Annotated in this window: 15 protein-coding genes; 10 read left to right on the forward strand and 5 right to left on the reverse strand. The window is 68.7% G+C overall.

Annotated elements, in window-relative coordinates:
* Both AB0B45_RS47445 and AB0B45_RS47450 read left to right on the forward strand, forming a co-directional pair.
* A complete protein-coding gene (locus tag AB0B45_RS47445) occupies nucleotides 1-1818 on the forward strand; it encodes a potassium transporter TrkA (protein WP_358144960.1) in 1818 nt (605 codons plus the stop codon).
* A gap of 17 nt (nucleotides 1819-1835) precedes the next feature.
* Nucleotides 1836-4667, forward strand: a complete 2832-nt coding sequence (locus tag AB0B45_RS47450) for a BTAD domain-containing putative transcriptional regulator (protein WP_358144962.1) — start codon at nucleotides 1836-1838, stop codon at nucleotides 4665-4667.
* Nucleotides 4668-4875: 208 nt separating this feature from the next.
* Here the strand turns inward: AB0B45_RS47450 and AB0B45_RS47455 are convergent, their stop codons facing one another.
* Nucleotides 4876-5190: a hypothetical protein gene (locus AB0B45_RS47455; protein WP_358144964.1), complete on the reverse strand. Its 315-nt coding sequence runs from the start codon at nucleotides 5188-5190 to the stop codon at nucleotides 4876-4878.
* Between the two features lie 41 nt (nucleotides 5191-5231).
* Between AB0B45_RS47455 and AB0B45_RS47460 the strand changes: the two genes are divergently transcribed.
* On the forward strand, nucleotides 5232-5549 hold the full coding sequence (locus AB0B45_RS47460) for a hypothetical protein (protein ID WP_358144965.1): 318 nt from the start codon (nucleotides 5232-5234) through the stop codon (nucleotides 5547-5549).
* On the opposite strand, the gene AB0B45_RS47465 is transcribed toward AB0B45_RS47460, so the two are convergent.
* Nucleotides 5492-5842 carry an Mth938-like domain-containing protein gene (locus AB0B45_RS47465; RefSeq protein ID WP_358144967.1) on the reverse strand — a complete coding sequence of 117 codons (351 nt, stop codon included), beginning with the start codon at nucleotides 5840-5842 and terminating at the stop codon, nucleotides 5492-5494. The genes AB0B45_RS47460 and AB0B45_RS47465 overlap by 58 nt on opposite strands.
* Before the next feature lie 379 nt (nucleotides 5843-6221).
* Nucleotides 6222-6911, reverse strand: a complete 690-nt coding sequence (locus tag AB0B45_RS47470) for a TetR/AcrR family transcriptional regulator C-terminal domain-containing protein (RefSeq protein WP_358144969.1) — start codon at nucleotides 6909-6911, stop codon at nucleotides 6222-6224.
* Nucleotides 6912-6997: 86 nt separating this feature from the next.
* Here AB0B45_RS47470 and AB0B45_RS47475 point away from each other — a divergent pair, with 86 nt between their 5' ends.
* The 7 genes from AB0B45_RS47475 (at nucleotide 6998) to AB0B45_RS47505 (ending at nucleotide 14265) form a co-directional block, all read left to right on the forward strand.
* On the forward strand, nucleotides 6998-7576 hold the full coding sequence (locus tag AB0B45_RS47475; RefSeq protein WP_358144971.1) for a hypothetical protein: 579 nt from the start codon (nucleotides 6998-7000) through the stop codon (nucleotides 7574-7576).
* Nucleotides 7577-7676: 100 nt separating this feature from the next.
* Nucleotides 7677-7883: a hypothetical protein gene (locus AB0B45_RS47480; RefSeq protein WP_358144973.1), complete on the forward strand. Its 207-nt coding sequence runs from the start codon at nucleotides 7677-7679 to the stop codon at nucleotides 7881-7883.
* 136 nt (nucleotides 7884-8019) lie between these two features.
* Complete coding sequence (locus AB0B45_RS47485) at nucleotides 8020-8745, forward strand: helix-turn-helix transcriptional regulator (RefSeq protein ID WP_358144975.1); 726 nt, start codon at nucleotides 8020-8022, stop codon at nucleotides 8743-8745.
* Nucleotides 8746-8972: 227 nt separating this feature from the next.
* On the forward strand, nucleotides 8973-9683 hold the full coding sequence (locus AB0B45_RS47490) for an SDR family oxidoreductase (RefSeq protein ID WP_358144977.1): 711 nt from the start codon (nucleotides 8973-8975) through the stop codon (nucleotides 9681-9683).
* Nucleotides 9684-9719: 36 nt separating this feature from the next.
* The gene (locus AB0B45_RS47495) at nucleotides 9720-10181 is read left to right on the forward strand and encodes a carboxymuconolactone decarboxylase family protein (RefSeq protein ID WP_358144979.1); all 462 of its coding nucleotides are present in this window, start codon (nucleotides 9720-9722) and stop codon (nucleotides 10179-10181) included.
* Nucleotides 10182-10210: 29 nt separating this feature from the next.
* The gene (locus AB0B45_RS47500; RefSeq protein WP_358144981.1) at nucleotides 10211-10849 is read left to right on the forward strand and encodes a hemerythrin domain-containing protein; all 639 of its coding nucleotides are present in this window, start codon (nucleotides 10211-10213) and stop codon (nucleotides 10847-10849) included.
* 302 nt (nucleotides 10850-11151) lie between these two features.
* A complete protein-coding gene (locus AB0B45_RS47505; RefSeq protein ID WP_358144983.1) occupies nucleotides 11152-14265 on the forward strand; it encodes a BTAD domain-containing putative transcriptional regulator in 3114 nt (1037 codons plus the stop codon).
* Between the two features lie 4 nt (nucleotides 14266-14269).
* On the opposite strand, the gene AB0B45_RS47510 is transcribed toward AB0B45_RS47505, so the two are convergent.
* Together AB0B45_RS47510 and AB0B45_RS47515 are read right to left on the reverse strand one after the other, a co-directional pair.
* Nucleotides 14270-15079 carry an ABC transporter permease gene (locus AB0B45_RS47510; protein ID WP_358144985.1) on the reverse strand — a complete coding sequence of 270 codons (810 nt, stop codon included), beginning with the start codon at nucleotides 15077-15079 and terminating at the stop codon, nucleotides 14270-14272.
* On the reverse strand, nucleotides 15076-16032 hold the full coding sequence (locus AB0B45_RS47515; RefSeq protein WP_358144988.1) for an ATP-binding cassette domain-containing protein: 957 nt from the start codon (nucleotides 16030-16032) through the stop codon (nucleotides 15076-15078). The genes AB0B45_RS47510 and AB0B45_RS47515 overlap by 4 nt, the downstream gene beginning before the upstream one ends.
* Nucleotides 16033-16479: the final 447 nt, after the last annotated feature.

The following is a 16479-nucleotide window of genomic DNA, read 5'->3' on the forward strand; positions in this document are numbered from 1 at the left end:
GTGTCCCGCGAGCGGCTGCGCTACTGGTTCGACAACACGATGTCAAAGGGAACGCCCGCCCTGATCGGTTGGCTGGCGGTGGCATCAGCGGTGCTCGTCGGCGTTGTCACCGCGATCGCCGCCCCCATCGCAGGCGAGAATGGGTCCTGGTGGAATGTCGCCTGGATGAGCCTGCTCCGCACCCTCGATCCGGGCACCATGGGCAGCGACGAGGGTAGCCCGTTCTTCGTCTTCATGATGCTCTTCGTCACCATCGGCGGGATCTTCATCGTTAGCTCCCTGGTCGGCGTGCTCACCGCAGGCCTGGACTCGAAACTGGAGGACCTGCGCAAAGGCCGGTCCCGCGTGGTCGAGAGCGGGCACAGCGTCGTGCTCGGCTGGTCGGAGGAAGTCTTCGCGATCGTCTCCGAGCTGGCCAAGGCCAAGGAGAGCGAGAAGCGCCCGGTCGTGGCCATCCTGGCAGACCGGGACAAGGTCGAGATGGAGGAAGAACTGCGCGACCGGCTCGGTGATGTAGGGCGTACCCGCATTGTGGCGCGCAGCGGCGATCCCGCGGAGCCGACGGCCTTGGATCTGGTGAGCCCGGACACGGCTCACTCGATCCTGGTACTGCCTACCGATGACGCTGAGCTGATCAAGACCCTGCTCGCGCTGGGCAACCGCCCCTGGACTGGCATGCGGCCGCCGATCGTGGCCGCCGTGACCGAAAGCGACAATCTACCTGCTGCCCGTCTGGCGGGCGGGTCGCACGTCGAGATCGTCGACTCGCAGGACGTTGGCGCCCGCTTGGTCGCGCAGTCATGCCGTCAACCTGGACTGTCCGCCATCTACAGTGACCTGCTGGACTTCGACGGCGACGAGATCTACATACAGGCCGAGCCCGCCCTCGTCGGCAGGATGTACGGCGAGGCGCTGTTCGCCTACGACAGCGCAGCGCCGATCGGCGTGTGCCGTGACGACGGTTCCGTGGTGCTCAACCCGCCAAGCGAGAGCGTGATCCGGCAGAGCGATCAGCTCATCCTCATCGCCCCCGACGACTCCGCCATCCGGCTGGCAACGGCACCGGCCGTGGTGCGACAGGAGGCGATCGCTCGCCCCAGTGCCCCGCAGCGGGAGCCGACCAAGACCCTGATCATGGGCTCGAATCACCGACGGTCCAGGATTCTGCGCGACCTGGCGCCTTACCTGCTGACCGGTTCCGAGATCCATCTCGCCGGGCCCATCGTCGCTGACCTGCCACTTCCACCAGGCGTGCTCGTCTCCGCCAAGGAAGTCGACGTCACCAGCCGCACCGCGCTGGAGTCGCTCGGCATCGGCGGCTACGACCATGCGATCGTGCTCTCCGATGGTGCCTACGATGCTCAGAAGGCCGATGCCAGGACCCTGGTGACCCTGCTGCACCTGCGAGACATGCGGACCGGCGTGGCGATCGTCAGCGAGATGAACGACGAGCGCAACCGGAAGCTCGCCGAGATCGCCGAGGCCGACGACTTCGTGGTCGGCGGCAAGCTGGTCAGCCTGCTGCTCACCCAGCTGGCCGAAAACCGGCACCTGGGCCAGGTCTTCGACCAGCTCTTCTCCCACGAGGGCTCGGAGATCTACCTCAAGCCGGCGAGCGACTACATCGTCCCCGGCGCCACCGCCACGTTCGCCACCGTGATCGAGGCGGCCAGGCGCCGCGGCGAAACCGCGATCGGCTACCGCCTGACCACCTCCGTCAGCCAGGCGCCTCAGCACGGAGTCACCCTCAACCCCGACAAATCAGCCCCGCTGGCGTTCCAGCCGGGCGACAGAGTGATCGTCCTCTCCGAGGACTGACCAAAGGAGAGGACGACATGGCGGAGGACCTGAGATTTTCCCTGCTCGGCCCAGTACGTGCCTGGCGCGGCGATCAGGAGCTGGATCTGGGCTCGCCGCAACAGCGCCTGGTCCTGGCCATGCTCCTGCTGGCCGGAGGCCGTGCGGTCGGCAATGACCAACTCGTGGACGCCGTCTGGGGCAAAGAACAGCCGCGCACCGCACTCAGCACTCTGCGCACCTACATCTCAAGACTTCGCCGGGTGCTCGGCGATGGTGTCGTGTTCTCCATCGGAGACGGCTACGCACTGCACGGCGGCCTGCGTGACGTCTCGGAGGTGGAGCGACTCCACAGTGAGATGCGATACGCCGAGGCACTCGCACTCTGGCAGGGCGAGCCGCTCGCCGGGCTTGAGGGCTTCTACGCGCAGGCCCAGCGTGTCAGGCTGGCCGAGCGGCAGCTGACCGTACTCGAACGCCGCCTCGACCAGGACCTTGGGAATGGCCGCCACGCGGAGGTCATCTCCGAGCTCACCGCGCTGTGCGCGAGCCACCCGACCAGGGAGCGACTACGGGCGCTGCTGATGCTGGCGCTCTACCGGTCGGGCCGCCAAGCGGAGGCCATCGGCGTCTACATCGACACGCGCGAACTGCTCGCCGACGAGCTCGGGGTGGATCCATCTCGGGAGCTGACCGAGCTCTACCAGCAGATCATCAGCGCCGACCCAGGACTCGGCCGGACGATACGGCCTGCGGCGCACACGGCGGTGCCGAAGCACACGCCCAGACAACTGCCCGCCGATGTCGCCGACTTCACCGGCAGGGAGAGGGAAGTCGAGGGCATCGCGGCCGCGCTGCGCGCCGGCGAGACCTCGGCCCTGGTGGTCTCGGCCGTCGCCGGCGTAGGCGGAGTCGGCAAGACGACCCTGGCCGTTCACGTCGCACACCAGCTGACCGGCGATTACCCAGACGGGCAACTCTTCGTTGACCTGCGTGGTGCCGGCGCCAAACCGGTCGAGCCCACCACGGTCCTCGGCTCGTTCCTACGGGCGCTTGGGCAGGATGACCTACCGGAGGAACTGGCGGAACGAGCCGCGCTCTACCGTTCCGTTCTCGCCGATCGTCGCATACTCGTGGTTCTCGACAACGCGTCCGACGTCGGCCAGGTACGACCGCTTTTGCCAGGCTCGCCACGCTGCGGCGTGCTCGTCACCAGTCGAGCCAGGCTGACCGGGCTCACCGGCGCCCGCCAAGTGGACCTTGAGGTGCTCGGCCCCATCGAAGCGCTGGAGCTGTTCACCAGGATCGTGGGCGAGCATCGCGTGGCCCCCGAGCGCGGCGCCGCCTTGGACCTCGTCGCGGCCTGCGGCTTCCTCCCCCTGGCGATCAGGATCGCCGCCGCCAGGCTGGCGGCCAGGCCAAACTGGAGCGTCGCCACCATGCGTGACCGGCTGTCAGACGAACGCCGCCGACTGGCCGAGCTGCGGGCAGGCGACCTGGCCATTGAGGCCACCTTCTCGCTGGGCTATGAGCAGCTCGACGCCGCGCATTCGCGGGCCTTTCGGCTGCTAGCCGTACCAGATGCTGCCGGCGTCTCGTTGCATGCGGCGGTCGCGCTGCTCGACCTTCCTGAAAAGGAAGCTGAGGCAGTATGCGAGGATCTGGTCGACGTGAGCATGCTCGAGTCGCCGTCACCCGGGCGTTACCGCTTCCATGACCTGCTCAAGATCTATGCCCGTTCCCGGTCCGAGGATCATGAGGTACAGCGGTCGGCGCTCGGCCGGTTGCTCGACTTCTACCTGGCGTCCATCGCCTCGGCGTTTCGGCAGTTGTATCCCGGCGACCGTCGGCCCGCCAAGGTGCGAACCCGCCTGGCTGGGCTGTACTTCGCCGACGCGACAGCTGCGGTCGAGTGGGCGGACCAGGAGGAGCAGAGCTTGCTCGGGTGCATCGAACAGGCCGCCCGGACCACGGGCACTCCCGTGCATCAGGTCGTACAGCTGCTGGACATGGCGGCGGACGCACTCGGGTATGAGTCAGACCCCGCACGGTACGAACAGCTCGGCGACCTGGTCGTGTCGGCAGCCGTCGAGTCTGCGGAAAGGGCCTTGGAAGCGCAAGCCCGCTGCTTGCGCGGGCTGACCCGGGTGAGCAGGAGCCATCTGGACGCCGCCACCGAGGACGGCCTGGCAAGCCGGGAACTCAGTCTGCAACAGGGCGACCTGGACACCTATGCCGAGTCGCTGAACCTCCTCGCTCTGAGCGCGATGAGCAGGCGACAGATGACCGAGGCAGTCGACTGGTACTTCCAAGCCGTCGAAGTGTGGCGCTCACTGGACGACAAGGCCGACCTGGCGCTCGGACTGGGGAATCTGGCACGGGCGTTGATTGACCTCGGCCGGGTGAGCGAGGCGATCGCCGCGGCGCAGGAGGCCGAACAGATCTCCCTCGGTCTCGGCGACGGCCGGCCGGACCCAAGCGCGGCCTACCAGCTGGGAATCGTGCTGCGTGAAGCCGGCTACCCGGGTGAGGCTCTGGTCAAGCTCGAGATCGCACTGGCGGAATACCGCAGGCTCAAGCAGCGGACGTGGGAGGGTGCGGTGCTTTTCCGGATAGCCGAGACGCACCTGGCCTCGAGCGCGTCCGAACGCGCGCTCGACTACGCCGAGGACGCGCTCGGAATCCTCGCAGAGGCGGGTGACGAGTGGGGGCAAGGTATGGCGTTGACTGCGCTCGGTCGGGCGCTGGGCGAGTTGGGCCAGCCGGGACGGTCGCGGGCCTGTCTGCGCGAGGCTCTGGAGATCTTCGATCGGCTCTCGCTGCCGGAGGCCGCCGACGTTCGCCTGCTGCTCGATGCGGTTGAAGCTTGATCTCGCAGATGCTCAAGCCATGATCGCCCCGGCCGTCCGCGCCGACAGCCGATCGACGCAAATCGCAACCAACCCCCCACTCCAGGTCGTCGGCCGTTCTACGCAGGCGCAGCCGATGATGGCGTAGGCGAGGTGCTGGCGCGTCTTCTCCCGGGAGGCTGATCCCGGCTGATGTCCACGCCCGTCCTCGGCTGCCGGATCATCACGATCAGACACTCGCCTCTGTCCTCAACATGGCCTTCACCGCCGCGCCTTCGACACTGCGCCGGAAGGCGGACTTGGTGCCGCGGCGCCGCCCGGCTGGGCGGCTCAGGCCGATCAGCAGCTGGTTGACCAGTTCCCTGACCGCGTAGGACTCGTCGTGGCTGGCGTTCAGCTGGAGGAAGGCGCGCTCGGCGGCCGAAAACTCGAAGCGCGAGGAGGCCGCGAGGCCGAAGTCAGTGAAGTACATGCGGCGGCCGTCGGTCAGGATGTTGCCGAAATGCGCATCGAAGTGAAGCAGCCCGTTCGCGTTCGTTTTCACGACATGCGCACTGCGCGGCCACGATCACGCTGGCGAGCGGGATGGACATGGAAGACGTCTCGGCGACGCTCGGCCACCGGCAGTACTGGTTCACCGCCGATACCTACACGGTGGGGTTGCCGGAGATCGCGGAGGCGGTGGCCGACGCCTCGGCGGGCGCCGGGTGCCGCTTCATGATCGTCTGCCGGATGGTCCGGCAGGCGATCGTTTATGGGAGACCCACCTGCGAAGCCCCAGAGCAACGACCAAGGGGCCCGCAAGTCATTCCGCCTATGTTCCGGATCTCGGTGAAGGGGCCTGATCAACACGTGGAGTGGATCAATCCACCCACGGGAGTGGTCTCCACCATGGCGTTGTAGCGCTGTACGGCGGCTGTCGTCTCCTCCACATAGATCTCGATGCCCTTCTCCATCAAGAGGTCCAGCGTCTCGGGGCACGTCTGAAGGAGCATCCGCATGCCGCGGGAGAGAACGATCACCTGGCTGCCGTTGTCGAGCAACTCCTGTATGTCGGCAGGCTGGATGCCAGGAGTGTGCCGCGTGCCGGTCTCGTTCCAGTCCCAGGGGCGTCCTCCACCGGGGTAGAGCTTGAAATCTTTGCCTTCTCCGAGGCCCTCGACCACCATCCGGCCCCAGGAGATATGTGTGGTCAAAGGTGATCGACGCTCCATACGCCGAGATTACTTGCCTCGCGTCGCGCCTGATTGGTTGCAGCAGGAGTGGCCGCCAGTTCTGCGGCGCGGGGAAGAGGAAGGAGCGCGGCCACAACCGCCAGGGACACGGCGAGGACGGCCTCGTAGGTGGCGTCCGTCCAGCTGTCGCCGGGGATCGGGTGGAAGAAGCCGCCGTCACGACGCAGGGTGAGAGTCGCACGTCGCCTACTCGACCGACACCGCCTGCACCCGGGGCCCCGACCTCGTCACCGCGTCCCCTGCTTGCCGTCTTCATACAAAAAAGGCTTGATCGCTCATCGTGCTCTTCCTTGCAGGTGCGTCACGGTGCAGCCGGTGATCGTCGATGCGGCGAGCGATATCAACGAGGGGGTAGCGAGCCGGACGCGAGTCGCGCCTGCAGACCGTCCAGGATGGACCGCAGGCCGAACTCAAAGGTGGCCTCGGACGGTAGGGCGGTGGTGGCTGCCGAGGCTGTGAGGCGGGCGCGCAGCCGGGGGAACTGGTGGGAGATCTCGCCGACTTCCGCGATGGCGTCGCGCAGCTGCTGTTCCGCATCCGCTCCCGTACGGCGCAGCTGCGCCCGCCACGCCGACTCGGCGGCCTCTCCCTGTGCGGCGCCGATCGCGAACATCAGGGCCGTCGCGGCGGCCTGGTCGGCCTCCGGGCCGGTGAACCCCGCGCTTTCGTAGACGGCCAGGCAATGCTCGTCGTATCGGGCCTTGTTGGGGCCGTAGATGAGGTGTGTGCTCATGGCGGGGATCAGCCAGAAATGACGGATGATCATCGCATGGGCGCCGCGGGCCAGCGTCGCCGCGCCCTCCCGCCATCCGGCCGCGCCGAGGTCGGGCAGCCCGATCTCGCCGAAGACGTGATCGGCGGCGAGCACCACCAGCTTGTCCTTGCTCTTCACGTGGTGGTACATCGCTGTGGCCGCCGAGCCCAGGTGGGCTCCCAGGCGCCGCATGTTCAGGCCGTTCACGCCCTCGGCGTCGAGGACCTCGACGGCGGCCAGGACGATCTGCTCTTTGGACAGCGTGTCACGGGGCATGCGGTAAGGATATCCAGACTTGCACTTAGTTCAACTCCATCTCTATGGTTGCACTTAGTTCAAGTCCGGCCCATCGAGGAGCCACCATGACCCGCCACGCACACAGCCGAAGAACGCGCCGCCCCCGCAGCGTCACCGTCGCCGCGACGCTGCAATTGCTGACCGTCACACCCTTCCTCTTGGGCACCCTCGTCGTTCTCCTTTACGGGGCGGGCGCGCAGGCGGCCGCCGAGGCGGAGGTCACGCGGCAGGGTGTGCCCGCCGCCGTCCTGGCCCAGCACGGCATCGACTTCGGGGGAAGCGAGACGCTGGCCATCGTGCTCGTCCTGATCCTGGTGGCGCTGGCCGCGCTCAACCTGGCAGGAAAGAGGGTCGGCCGGATCCTCAGCTGGATCTTCCACCCCATCCTCTTCGCCATGGGAGCCGTGATCATCCCCAGCCAGTTGTTCACCGTCCAGCTCCTGGAATCCGCCTTCAAGAGCTCGGGCGACTCCACGCTCGCCCGCATCGACGTACCGGCCCTGGTCGGCGCGGCCACGCACGCCATGCCCGGCTGGCTTCCCTACGCGAACGTCGCCAAGCTCGTCCTGACCACCCTGGGCTCGCTGCTCGTCGTCATCCTGCTAGCGCTTCCGTCGGCGAGAACGTACTTCCGCAGGACGTAGCGGGCGGCCCTGGCATCCGGGACACGGTTCGTCCCGCGGCCACGCCGGCTCGACGGCCTCCCCGAGGGAGCGGTCATGCTGGGACCGATGAACGCCCCCCGTGCGGCTTGGCGAAGGCGAAGGTCATCACCGCACCCTGCAGCGCATCGAGGTCAAGGCGATGCGCGAAGCCGCCGAGACCGAGATGGGTCGCCGGGGCCGGCCGAGTCGATCTGCTGACCGGCATGGGCTCAACTTCGGCGTGAGCAACCCCAGCGTCGCGGTCGCGGTGTCGATCGCTGTGATCCGACCGGTAGCGACGAGATGATGACCTGAGGATTGATCGAATGCACGAAGATCCGGGCAGTCAAGGCAGCCGACGGCCGGCTCTGCTCCCCACTTCGACAACAACACCTCTCCACGACGGCGGACGAGAAGCGCGAGGCGAAGTCGAACCGTACCGGGTGCGTCTGGAGAGAATCGCGCACGAGCTGAACACGATCGCCGCGGCCCAGGCGGGCCGGCCCGCCACCACGCACGACGTGGAGCGCATCGACGACAACGTCGCCGTGTGGCAGCGGGTACGCGACCTCACCGCCTCGGCGGGCGAGATCCTCGCGATGCGCGCCGGGGACGCGAGGCACCGCGACTCGAAGGGTGCCCGGCTCATCACCATGGACGCCCTACGGCGTGGCGCCACGTTCCGCACGATCGTGCCGGCCGAGCTGATGAACAGCCCCGACCAGGCCGCCCGAGTGAGAGAGCTGCACGCGGCTGGCGACCTGCACCGCGTCAGCGATGAGCCGCTCAGAGAAATGCTGGTGTTCGATCGGGCGATCTCGTTCCTGGCGGTCTCGCCCGATGCGCCCCCCGTGGGGGCTCTCGTGATCAGACAGCCGAGCATGGTCATGGCCCTGGTCGATCTCTTCGAGCGGACCTGGGCCGGCGGCAGCGACGTCATGACGGCCTCCGATCAGCTGGGGCGCCTCACCCGCCGCGAACGTGAGGTGCTCGCGCTGATGTCGCAGGGCCGATCCAACCGCGCCATCGCCCGCACCCTGTCGATCATGGATGTCACAGTCACCAAACACGTGGCGAACGTCTTCACCAAGCTCGACCTGCCCCCTGACGAGAGCGACCATCGGCGCGTGCTGGCAGTACTCGCCTACCTTCGCAACCAGCAAAGGTAGAGCCAGCTCTACCTGGCGATCCTCGCCCCTGCACCCATGCTCCCGTTGGCACGATCCACTTCAATGACCAGTGACGTCACCTAGCCGGGATCGACGCGCACCGACGGCACCCCTCGCCATCCGCTGCGCGCCGCCATGGGCTGGGACACGGCACACGCAGGACCACGTCGCGGTCACAGCTGTGCGGAGACGTCCACGGGAACGACAAGACCGGAAGTGAAATCCCCATGACGACAACAGCTCTCATCACAGGTGCCAACAAAGGCATCGGTTTCGAGATAGCGCGACTGCTCGGCGCACGAGGCATCACCGCCATCGTGGGTGCGCGCGACGAGGAGCGCGGCAAGGCCGCCGCCGCGCGAATCGGTCAGCCGTACATCCGGCTTGACGTTACCGACGCCGCCGACGTGCGGGCGGCGGCGCGATGGATCGAGCAGGAGTACGGCAAGCTCGACATCCTCATCAACAACGCCGGAATCGTGGACAGACCGGAGGACGGCCGGCCCAGTACCGCCCCGTTGGAACTCGTGCGGCGGGTGTTCGAGACCAACGTGTTCGGCGTGATCACGGTCACCAACGCGATGCTGCCGCTGCTGCGCAGATCGCCGGCAGGCCGGATAGTCAACCAGTCCAGCGAGCTCGGCTCCATAGCGCGTGGGCTGGTTCAGGACAGCCCGCTTTGGCCGATCAACGACGTCGCCTACAGCTCCTCCAAAGCAGCGCTCAACATGATCACCGTCTCCTACGCCAAGGAACTGTGGGACACGCCGATAAAGGTCAACGCTGTCGACCCGGGCTGGTGCGCCACCGACATCAACGCCGGCGCCGGCTACAGAACGGCCGAGGAGGGCGCGGCGATAGCCGTACGGCTGGCGACCATCGACGCCGACGGTCCGACCGGCGGGTTCTTCCAGGACGAGGGCCCGCTGCCCTGGTAGCAGATCCACTCCTTCAGCGACGAAAAGGAAGCAGACATGAAAGCACGGATGAAGAACCCCGCGATGGTCCTGCCCGACGGGATGAAGGGCATCGGCAGCATCTTCAAGGCCGTCAACCAGGGCGGAATCTCTCACGAACTGCAGGAGCTCGTCGGCCTGCGGGCCAGCCAGATCAACGGCTGCAGCGCCTGCGTCCACGCCCACGCGCAGAACCTCGCCAAGGCGGGGGTGAGCGCCGACCGACAGGCGGCGGTCACGGCCTGGCGGGAGGCCCCGTACTTCACCGATGCGGAGCGCGCCGCTCTGCAGCTGACCGAGGCCGTGACCCGGCTGGCCGACCGCTCCGGCGAAGCGGTGAGTGACGAACTGTGGGACGAGGTCGCCGACCACTTCGACGAGCAGCAACTGTCCGCACTCATCCTCCTGATCGGCGTGACGAACCTGTTCAACCGGCTCAACGCCACCATCAAGGAGCCTGCGGGCACGACCTGGGGCTGAGCCGTACCCCTCACAGCAAGGAAATTACTATGAGCGACAAGCTCGACATGTCGGCCATGTACGCCATGCACGACGCCCTCCGGCGCGAACTGCGGCACATAGCCAAGATCACATCGCGCACCGACGACGACCCCCGCAACCTCCTGCGCGCCGCCGTAGGCTGGGAGTTGTTCAAGACATCCCTGCACATCCACCACACCGCGGAAGACGACGCGCTGTGGCCGGCGATGCGCCGGACCCTGACCGAACGCCCCGACGATCTGGCCCTGCTCGAGGCGATGGAGGACGAGCACGCCGCCATCGACCCCCTGCTGGAGGCGATCGACGCGGCGTTGACCGACCCGGCCGGGCTGGACCGGCTCGGCGACCTCACCGACTCTCTGGTCACCAGACTCAGCGGACACCTCAAGCACGAGGAGACCGAGGCGTTGCCACTGATCCAGACGGTGGTGACCCCTGAGCAGTGGGCTCACTTCGGCCAAGTCCACGGGCAGCGGATCGGACCGAACGCACCCCGCCTCCTGCCCTGGCTGCTGGACGGCGCCGACGACCAGACCATCGCCACCATGCTGTCCCCGCTGCCCGAGCCGGCCCGCCAGGCCTTCAAGAACCAATGGCAACCCGCTTATGCGGCCCTGGATCTGTGGAACGCCACGTCCACAGATTGACCGGCTCGATGAAGGATCACTTCATTTTCGAGACCGCCAGGAGAGCAAGGACCGGGCGTTGGTGGTGTTGCTGTCGCCGGCGCCGTGGCGATCGCGATGAGTCGAAGATCGGTGGACGTCATAGCAGACTCGCTCCTGGGCCGGCGACAGGCCCTGCTGGCCAGCTCGGCCTCGACCGCGGCCTGGACGTCGGCGATGTAGACGAGGCCGGCGACGGGGGACGGAGCGCGCTGCTACGGCACTCTCACCGTGCTTTCACCGCGCTGAATGGTTGATGGGAAGCTACCCGGGTGCGAATTGTCATGCTTGGTCCTGTTCAGGCCTTTACTGATGGGGGCGCGCCGATCGAGATCGGCGGTGCCCGGCTGCGCATGCTGCTGGCCAGGCTCGCGCTGGAGGCGGGCCGCCCGGTCTCGGCCGACGGGCTGATCGAGGACCTGTGGGGCGAGGAGGCGCCGGTGGGCGCGGCCAGCGCGCTGCAGGGCCTGGTCTCGCGCCTGCGCAAGTCGCTGGGCGCGGCGGCGGCCGTCGAGCTGGTCGCGGGCGGCTACCGGCTGCCGGTGCGCGCGCAGGACGTGGACGCGCACCGGTTCGAGGAGTTGGCCGCGCAGGGCCGGCGCGAGCTGGTCGCGGGCCGCGCCAAGGAGGCGGCCTCGCTGCTGGGCGCGGCGCTGGGGTTGTGGCGGGGCGCGGCGCTGGCCGATGTGCTGGAGGCGCCGTTCGCCCGCAACCTGGCCACCCGCCTGGACGGCGTGCGCGCCGCCGCCGCCGAGGACCGGTTCGAGGCCGAGGTACGGCTCGGCCGCCACGCCGACGTGCTGGCCGACATCACGACGGCCGCCGCTGAACACCCGCTGAGCGAGCGCCTGGCCGAGCTGCTGATGCGTGCCCTGTCGGGGGCCGGCCGCCAGTCCGACGCGCTGGCGGCCTACGAGGAGATCCGCGCCAGGCTGGCCGACGAGCTCGGCGTCGATCCGTCACCGGAACTCAAGGAGACCCACCTCGCCCTGCTCCGCGGTGAGCTGGACCGGCCGGCCGTCCAGGCCGAGCGGGCCGCGCCGTCCAGGCTGCCGGCGCCGCTGACCAGTTTTGTCGGCCGCGACCGTGAGCTGGCCAGGCTGGCCGAGCTGATGGCCGCCTCCAGGCTGGTCACGATCGTCGGACCCGGCGGCGCGGGCAAGACCCGGCTGTCGCTGGAGGCGGCGGCGAGGGACAGGGCGCACGGGCAGGGCAGGGTGTGGTTCGTGCCGCTGGCCGGCGTGAGCGCGGAGGATCAGCTGGCCGACGCGGTGCTGGGCACCATGAACGGCCTGTACGACAGCGGCAGGATGCGGCAGGACACTCCGGTGGACCGGATGGCCGAGCTGCTGGACGTCGGCGACGCCCTGCTGGTCCTGGACAACTGCGAGCACCTGGTGGAGGCCGCCGCCGACCTGGCCGCGCAGCTGCTCGACCGGCTGCCGCAGCTGAGGATCCTGACCACCACCCGCGAGCCGCTGGCCATCACCGGGGAGGCGCTGTGCCACCTCGGCCCGCTGGAGCTGCCGCCCGGGGAGCCCGAGCCGGCCGAGGCGGCCGAGGCGGCCGCGGTGCGCCTGTTCGTCGACCGGGCCGCCAGCGTGCGCCCCGGCTTCACGCTCGACGGGGAAACGGTCGGCTCCGTGGTGGAGATCTGCTGGCGGCTGGACGGCATGCCGCTGGCCCTCGAGCTGGCCGCGGCCAGGATGCGCTCCATGGGAGTGGACCAGATCGCCCGCCGCCTCGACGACCGCTTCCGGCTGCTCACCTCGGGCAGCCGGGCCGCGCTGCCGCGCCAGCGGACGCTGCTGGCGGTGGTGGAGTGGAGCTGGGACCTGCTGGACCAGCAGGAGCGGGCGCTGGCCCGCCGGCTGGCGGCCTTCCCCGGCGGCGCCACCCTGGCCGCGCTGGAGCGGATCTGCGCCGATGACTCCCTCTCCGCCGACGACGTGGTCTACGTGATCGGCTCGCTGGTGGAGAAGTCGCTGACGCAGCAGGACGGCGAGCGGTACCGGATGCTGGAGACCGTCCGTGCCTACGCCGCCGCCCAACTGGCCGCCTCCGGCGACGACGTCTCGGGGCGCTTCGCCGAGTACTTCCTCGCGCTGGCCGAGGAGCACGAGCCGCTGCTGCGCACCCGCGAACAGCTGGAGGCGATCGTGGTCTTCGACACCGAGCACGACAACCTGGTGTTGGCGCTGCGCGGCGTGCTGGCGGCTGGGGACGCGGCCACGGCCGCGCGGTTCGTGCGGGCGATGTTCTGGTATTGGGGCATCCGGGGGATGGCCACCCAGTTCAACGCCTTCCTCGACGAGGTGCTCGCGCTCGACACGCTGCCCGACGAGGCCCGCGCCGCATTCCAGGTGATCCGGCTCGCGTCGGCCCGCCCCGCCGACGAGCTGCCCACCCCCGACGTCGACACGGCGGCGGCGCTGGGATTCCATCCCGCGCTGCCGCTGCTGCGGATCTCCCACATGGCGAGCGAGGAAGACCTCCAGCGGGCGCTGAACCACCCCGATCCCTGGATGCGGGCCAGTGCGCACTGGTCCCGCGATTTTCTCCTGACTGAGCAGGGGGACCCGCATACCGGCGCCGACTCACGGCGGGAGGCGTTGCGCGGCTTCGAGGAGGTGGGCGATCGCTGGGGGCTGGTGATGTGCTATCTCAACATGGGCCGCGAGCATGGCCTTCGAGCCGAGTTCGACCAGGCCATCACCTGGTTCGAGCGGGCGCTCGCCCTCGCCACCGAACTCGGCACGGAGGAGCACCTGTTCTACGCCTGGGCTGCCCTCTCGACGGCGCGCATGCGCAGCGGCGACCTCGACGGCGCCCTTCGTGACGTCCAGGCGGCGATGCACCTGGCCAAAGTGCGGGGCCTGCGGCGCATGGAGGTCGAAATGCTGTCCTATCTGTCCGCCGTGCACCGTCGCGCGGGCGACCACGAGCAGGCGGACCAGGTGCTCGACCAGAAAGAAGCACTCGTGCACAGGCTGCCCTACCCCGAAGAGATGTCCATGGATCTGATCGCCTCCGAGCGGATGATGAACCGGCTGGCAGCGGGGGCGGCCGGACCGGCGCGTGAGTTGTTGCCCAGGACCGTTCGCGGCCTGTTCGCTTATGGGAACGCCAACGGCATGGCCTGGAGCGCCGAAATCTGGAGCTGGCTGCTCATGCTCGAAGGCGACCCGGCCGGTGCGGCGACGACGCTGGGGATGAGCCAGGTGATCCGCGGCGCGCTCTTCCACGGCGATCCGGAGATGCGCGCACTGATCGACAGCCTCGTCGAGGCACTCGGTGAGGACGGCTACCGCGCGGCCTTCGACCAGGGCGCCACCATGCCGCGCCAGGACGCGCTGAACCGGCTGGCCGAGGAAGCCGGCCAGCCGGTCGCGTTGTGAGGGCTCAGCCCGCGTTCCTGCGGTAGGCGCGCATGGCCAGCGGGAAGAAGACCGCGACCACGCCGGCCATCCAGAGCAGGCTGCCGAGCAGCGGGCCGGCGACGGCCCCGCCGTTCATCAGCCCCCGCAGCGTCTCCGACATTAGGCTGACCGGGTTGACCTCCGACCAGGTCTGCAGCCAGCCCGGCATGGTCTGGGAGGGGACGAAGACGTTGCTGGCGAAGGTGAGCGGCAGCACCAGGATCGTCATGATGCCCTGCACCGACCCGGGCGTCTTCACCAGCATGCCGAGGAAGACCGAGATCCAGCTGAAGCTCAGCCCGAAGGCGACCAGCAGGGGGACCGCGACCAGCAGGGCGAGCGGGGTGGTCTCCACCCGGTAGCCCATGACGGTCGCGAGCGCCAGCAGCACGGCCAGGGAGACGAGGTAGCGGATGAGGTCGGCGAGCACCGCGCCGACGAGCGGCGCCGAGCGCGCGATCGGCATGCTGCGGAAGCGGTCGAAGACGCCCGTACTGGCGTCGGTGTTCAGGGAGACGCCGATGCCGATGCTGGCCTGGAAGACGGTCATCACCATGATGCCCGGCACGATCGTCTGCAGGTACGCGTCGAGGTCGCCGCCGCCGATGGCGCCGCCGAAGAGGTAGACGAACATCAGCAGGAACACCACCGGCGTCAAGATCACGTCGACGAGCTGCACCGGGGTCTTACGGATCTTGGTGATGCCGCGGCCGGCCAGGGCGAGCCCGTGTCTGGCGGCCTGGAGCGGGCCGACGCGCAGCGGGGCCTGGGGGGTGATGGTGGAGGCGCTCATGCCACGTTCCTCTCAGCAACGGTGTTCTGCCTGGTCAGCGCCAGGAATACCTCGTCCAGGCTGGGCAGGCGCAGGCCTACCTCATCAGCCGTGAGGCCGGCCGCGTCCAGCCTTCTGACCAGCGCGGAGACCAGCATCGGATCGGCGGCCGGCACGGTCAGCAGGCCGGTGTTCTCATCGCGGTCCGGGGTGTGGCCGGTCAGCTCGGTCAGGATCCGGCTCACCGCGTCCAGGTCGGCGGGCAGGGTGGGGCGCACGTGCAGGATCTGGCCGCCGACGCGCCGCTTCAGCTCACCCGGCCGTCCCTCGGCCACCACCCGGCCCTGGTCGATCACGGTGATCCGGTCGGCCAGCTGGTCGGCCTCCTCCAGGTACTGCGTGGTGAGCAGCACCGTGGAGCCGTCGGCCACCAAGCCCCTGACCACGTCCCACACCTCGTTGCGGGTGTGGGGGTCGAGACCGGTGGTCGGCTCGTCGAGGTAGAGCACCTGCGGCCGGCCGACCAGGCTCGCCGCCAGGTCGAGCCGGCGGCGCATGCCTCCGGAGAAGGTGGCGATCGGCCGGGCGGCGGCGTCGGTGAGCTCGAAGCGCTCCAGCAGTTCGGCCGCACGTGCCTTGGCCTGCCGCGTGGACAGGTTGAGCAGGCGGCCCAGCAACACCAGATTCTCGGAGCCCGACAGGCTCTCGTCCACCGAGGCGTACTGCCCGGTCAGCCCGATCAGCGAGCGCACCCGCACCGGGTCCTTCACCACGTCGTAGCCGCCGACCGTGGCGTGGCCGCCGTCAGGCCGCATCAGCGTCGCCAGAATCCGCACGGTGGTGGTCTTGCCGGCCCCGTTCGGGCCGAGCACGCCGACCACCTTCCCTACTGGGACCTCCAGGTCGACGCCGTTGAGCGCGACCATGTCCCCGTAGCGCTTGACCAAGCCCTCGGCCCGGATCGCGTACGACATCGTGTCTCCTCTTCAGAACCTCGCCGTTCTCGATGACGACAACGATGCCGACGGCCGCTGACAGCAGGCGGACGCCGCTCTGATACCCGCTGTTAGCGGGGTTGGACCGCTGTCAGCGGTGCTGCGCATCGTTTGGATGCGCACCAGGCGGACGCCGCATCTTCTTCCGAGGACCCTCGCCAGGTGATCGCCACGAAGTTCGGCATGTCGCTGTCGGAGAGGGGGTGACGTCGTGCCCGTGGGAGGCGACGAACTGACCGGTGGTCCTCGACGCTGATGCCCGCCAGGGTGAAAGCTTTGACGGCCGTGGAGACCTCGGACAGATGCGGCGGGCGAGCCTGGCAGCGCTCCACCTCTCAGAGCCACCGTCAGACTCACAGATCCTTCGCTGCACAGGCTGACGGGATGACGGTTACCGCCGAGGAGGAGGACGGCCTCAACGTCGCC

The sequence above is a fragment of the Nonomuraea sp. NPDC049152 genome (assembly GCF_040648355.1).
Lineage (GTDB): Bacteria > Actinomycetota > Actinomycetes > Streptosporangiales > Streptosporangiaceae > Nonomuraea.

Excerpts from the sequence above, each read along its gene's own strand:
- AB0B45_RS47450 (WP_358144962.1), top strand. The coding sequence starts at position 1,836 with ATGGCGGAGGACCTGAGATTTTCCCTGCTCGGCCCAGTACGTGCCTGG.
- AB0B45_RS47460 (WP_358144965.1), top strand. The coding sequence starts at position 5,232 with ATGGACATGGAAGACGTCTCGGCGACGCTCGGCCACCGGCAGTACTGG.
- AB0B45_RS47470 (WP_358144969.1), bottom strand. The coding sequence starts at position 6,911 with ATGCCCCGTGACACGCTGTCCAAAGAGCAGATCGTCCTGGCCGCCGTC.
- AB0B45_RS47475 (WP_358144971.1), top strand. The coding sequence starts at position 6,998 with ATGACCCGCCACGCACACAGCCGAAGAACGCGCCGCCCCCGCAGCGTC.
- AB0B45_RS47490 (WP_358144977.1), top strand. The coding sequence starts at position 8,973 with ATGACGACAACAGCTCTCATCACAGGTGCCAACAAAGGCATCGGTTTC.
- AB0B45_RS47495 (WP_358144979.1), top strand. The coding sequence starts at position 9,720 with ATGAAAGCACGGATGAAGAACCCCGCGATGGTCCTGCCCGACGGGATG.
- AB0B45_RS47500 (WP_358144981.1), top strand. The coding sequence starts at position 10,211 with ATGAGCGACAAGCTCGACATGTCGGCCATGTACGCCATGCACGACGCC.
- AB0B45_RS47505 (WP_358144983.1), top strand. The coding sequence starts at position 11,152 with ATGCTTGGTCCTGTTCAGGCCTTTACTGATGGGGGCGCGCCGATCGAG.
- AB0B45_RS47510 (WP_358144985.1), bottom strand. The coding sequence starts at position 15,079 with ATGAGCGCCTCCACCATCACCCCCCAGGCCCCGCTGCGCGTCGGCCCG.
- AB0B45_RS47515 (WP_358144988.1), bottom strand. The coding sequence starts at position 16,032 with ATGTCGTACGCGATCCGGGCCGAGGGCTTGGTCAAGCGCTACGGGGAC.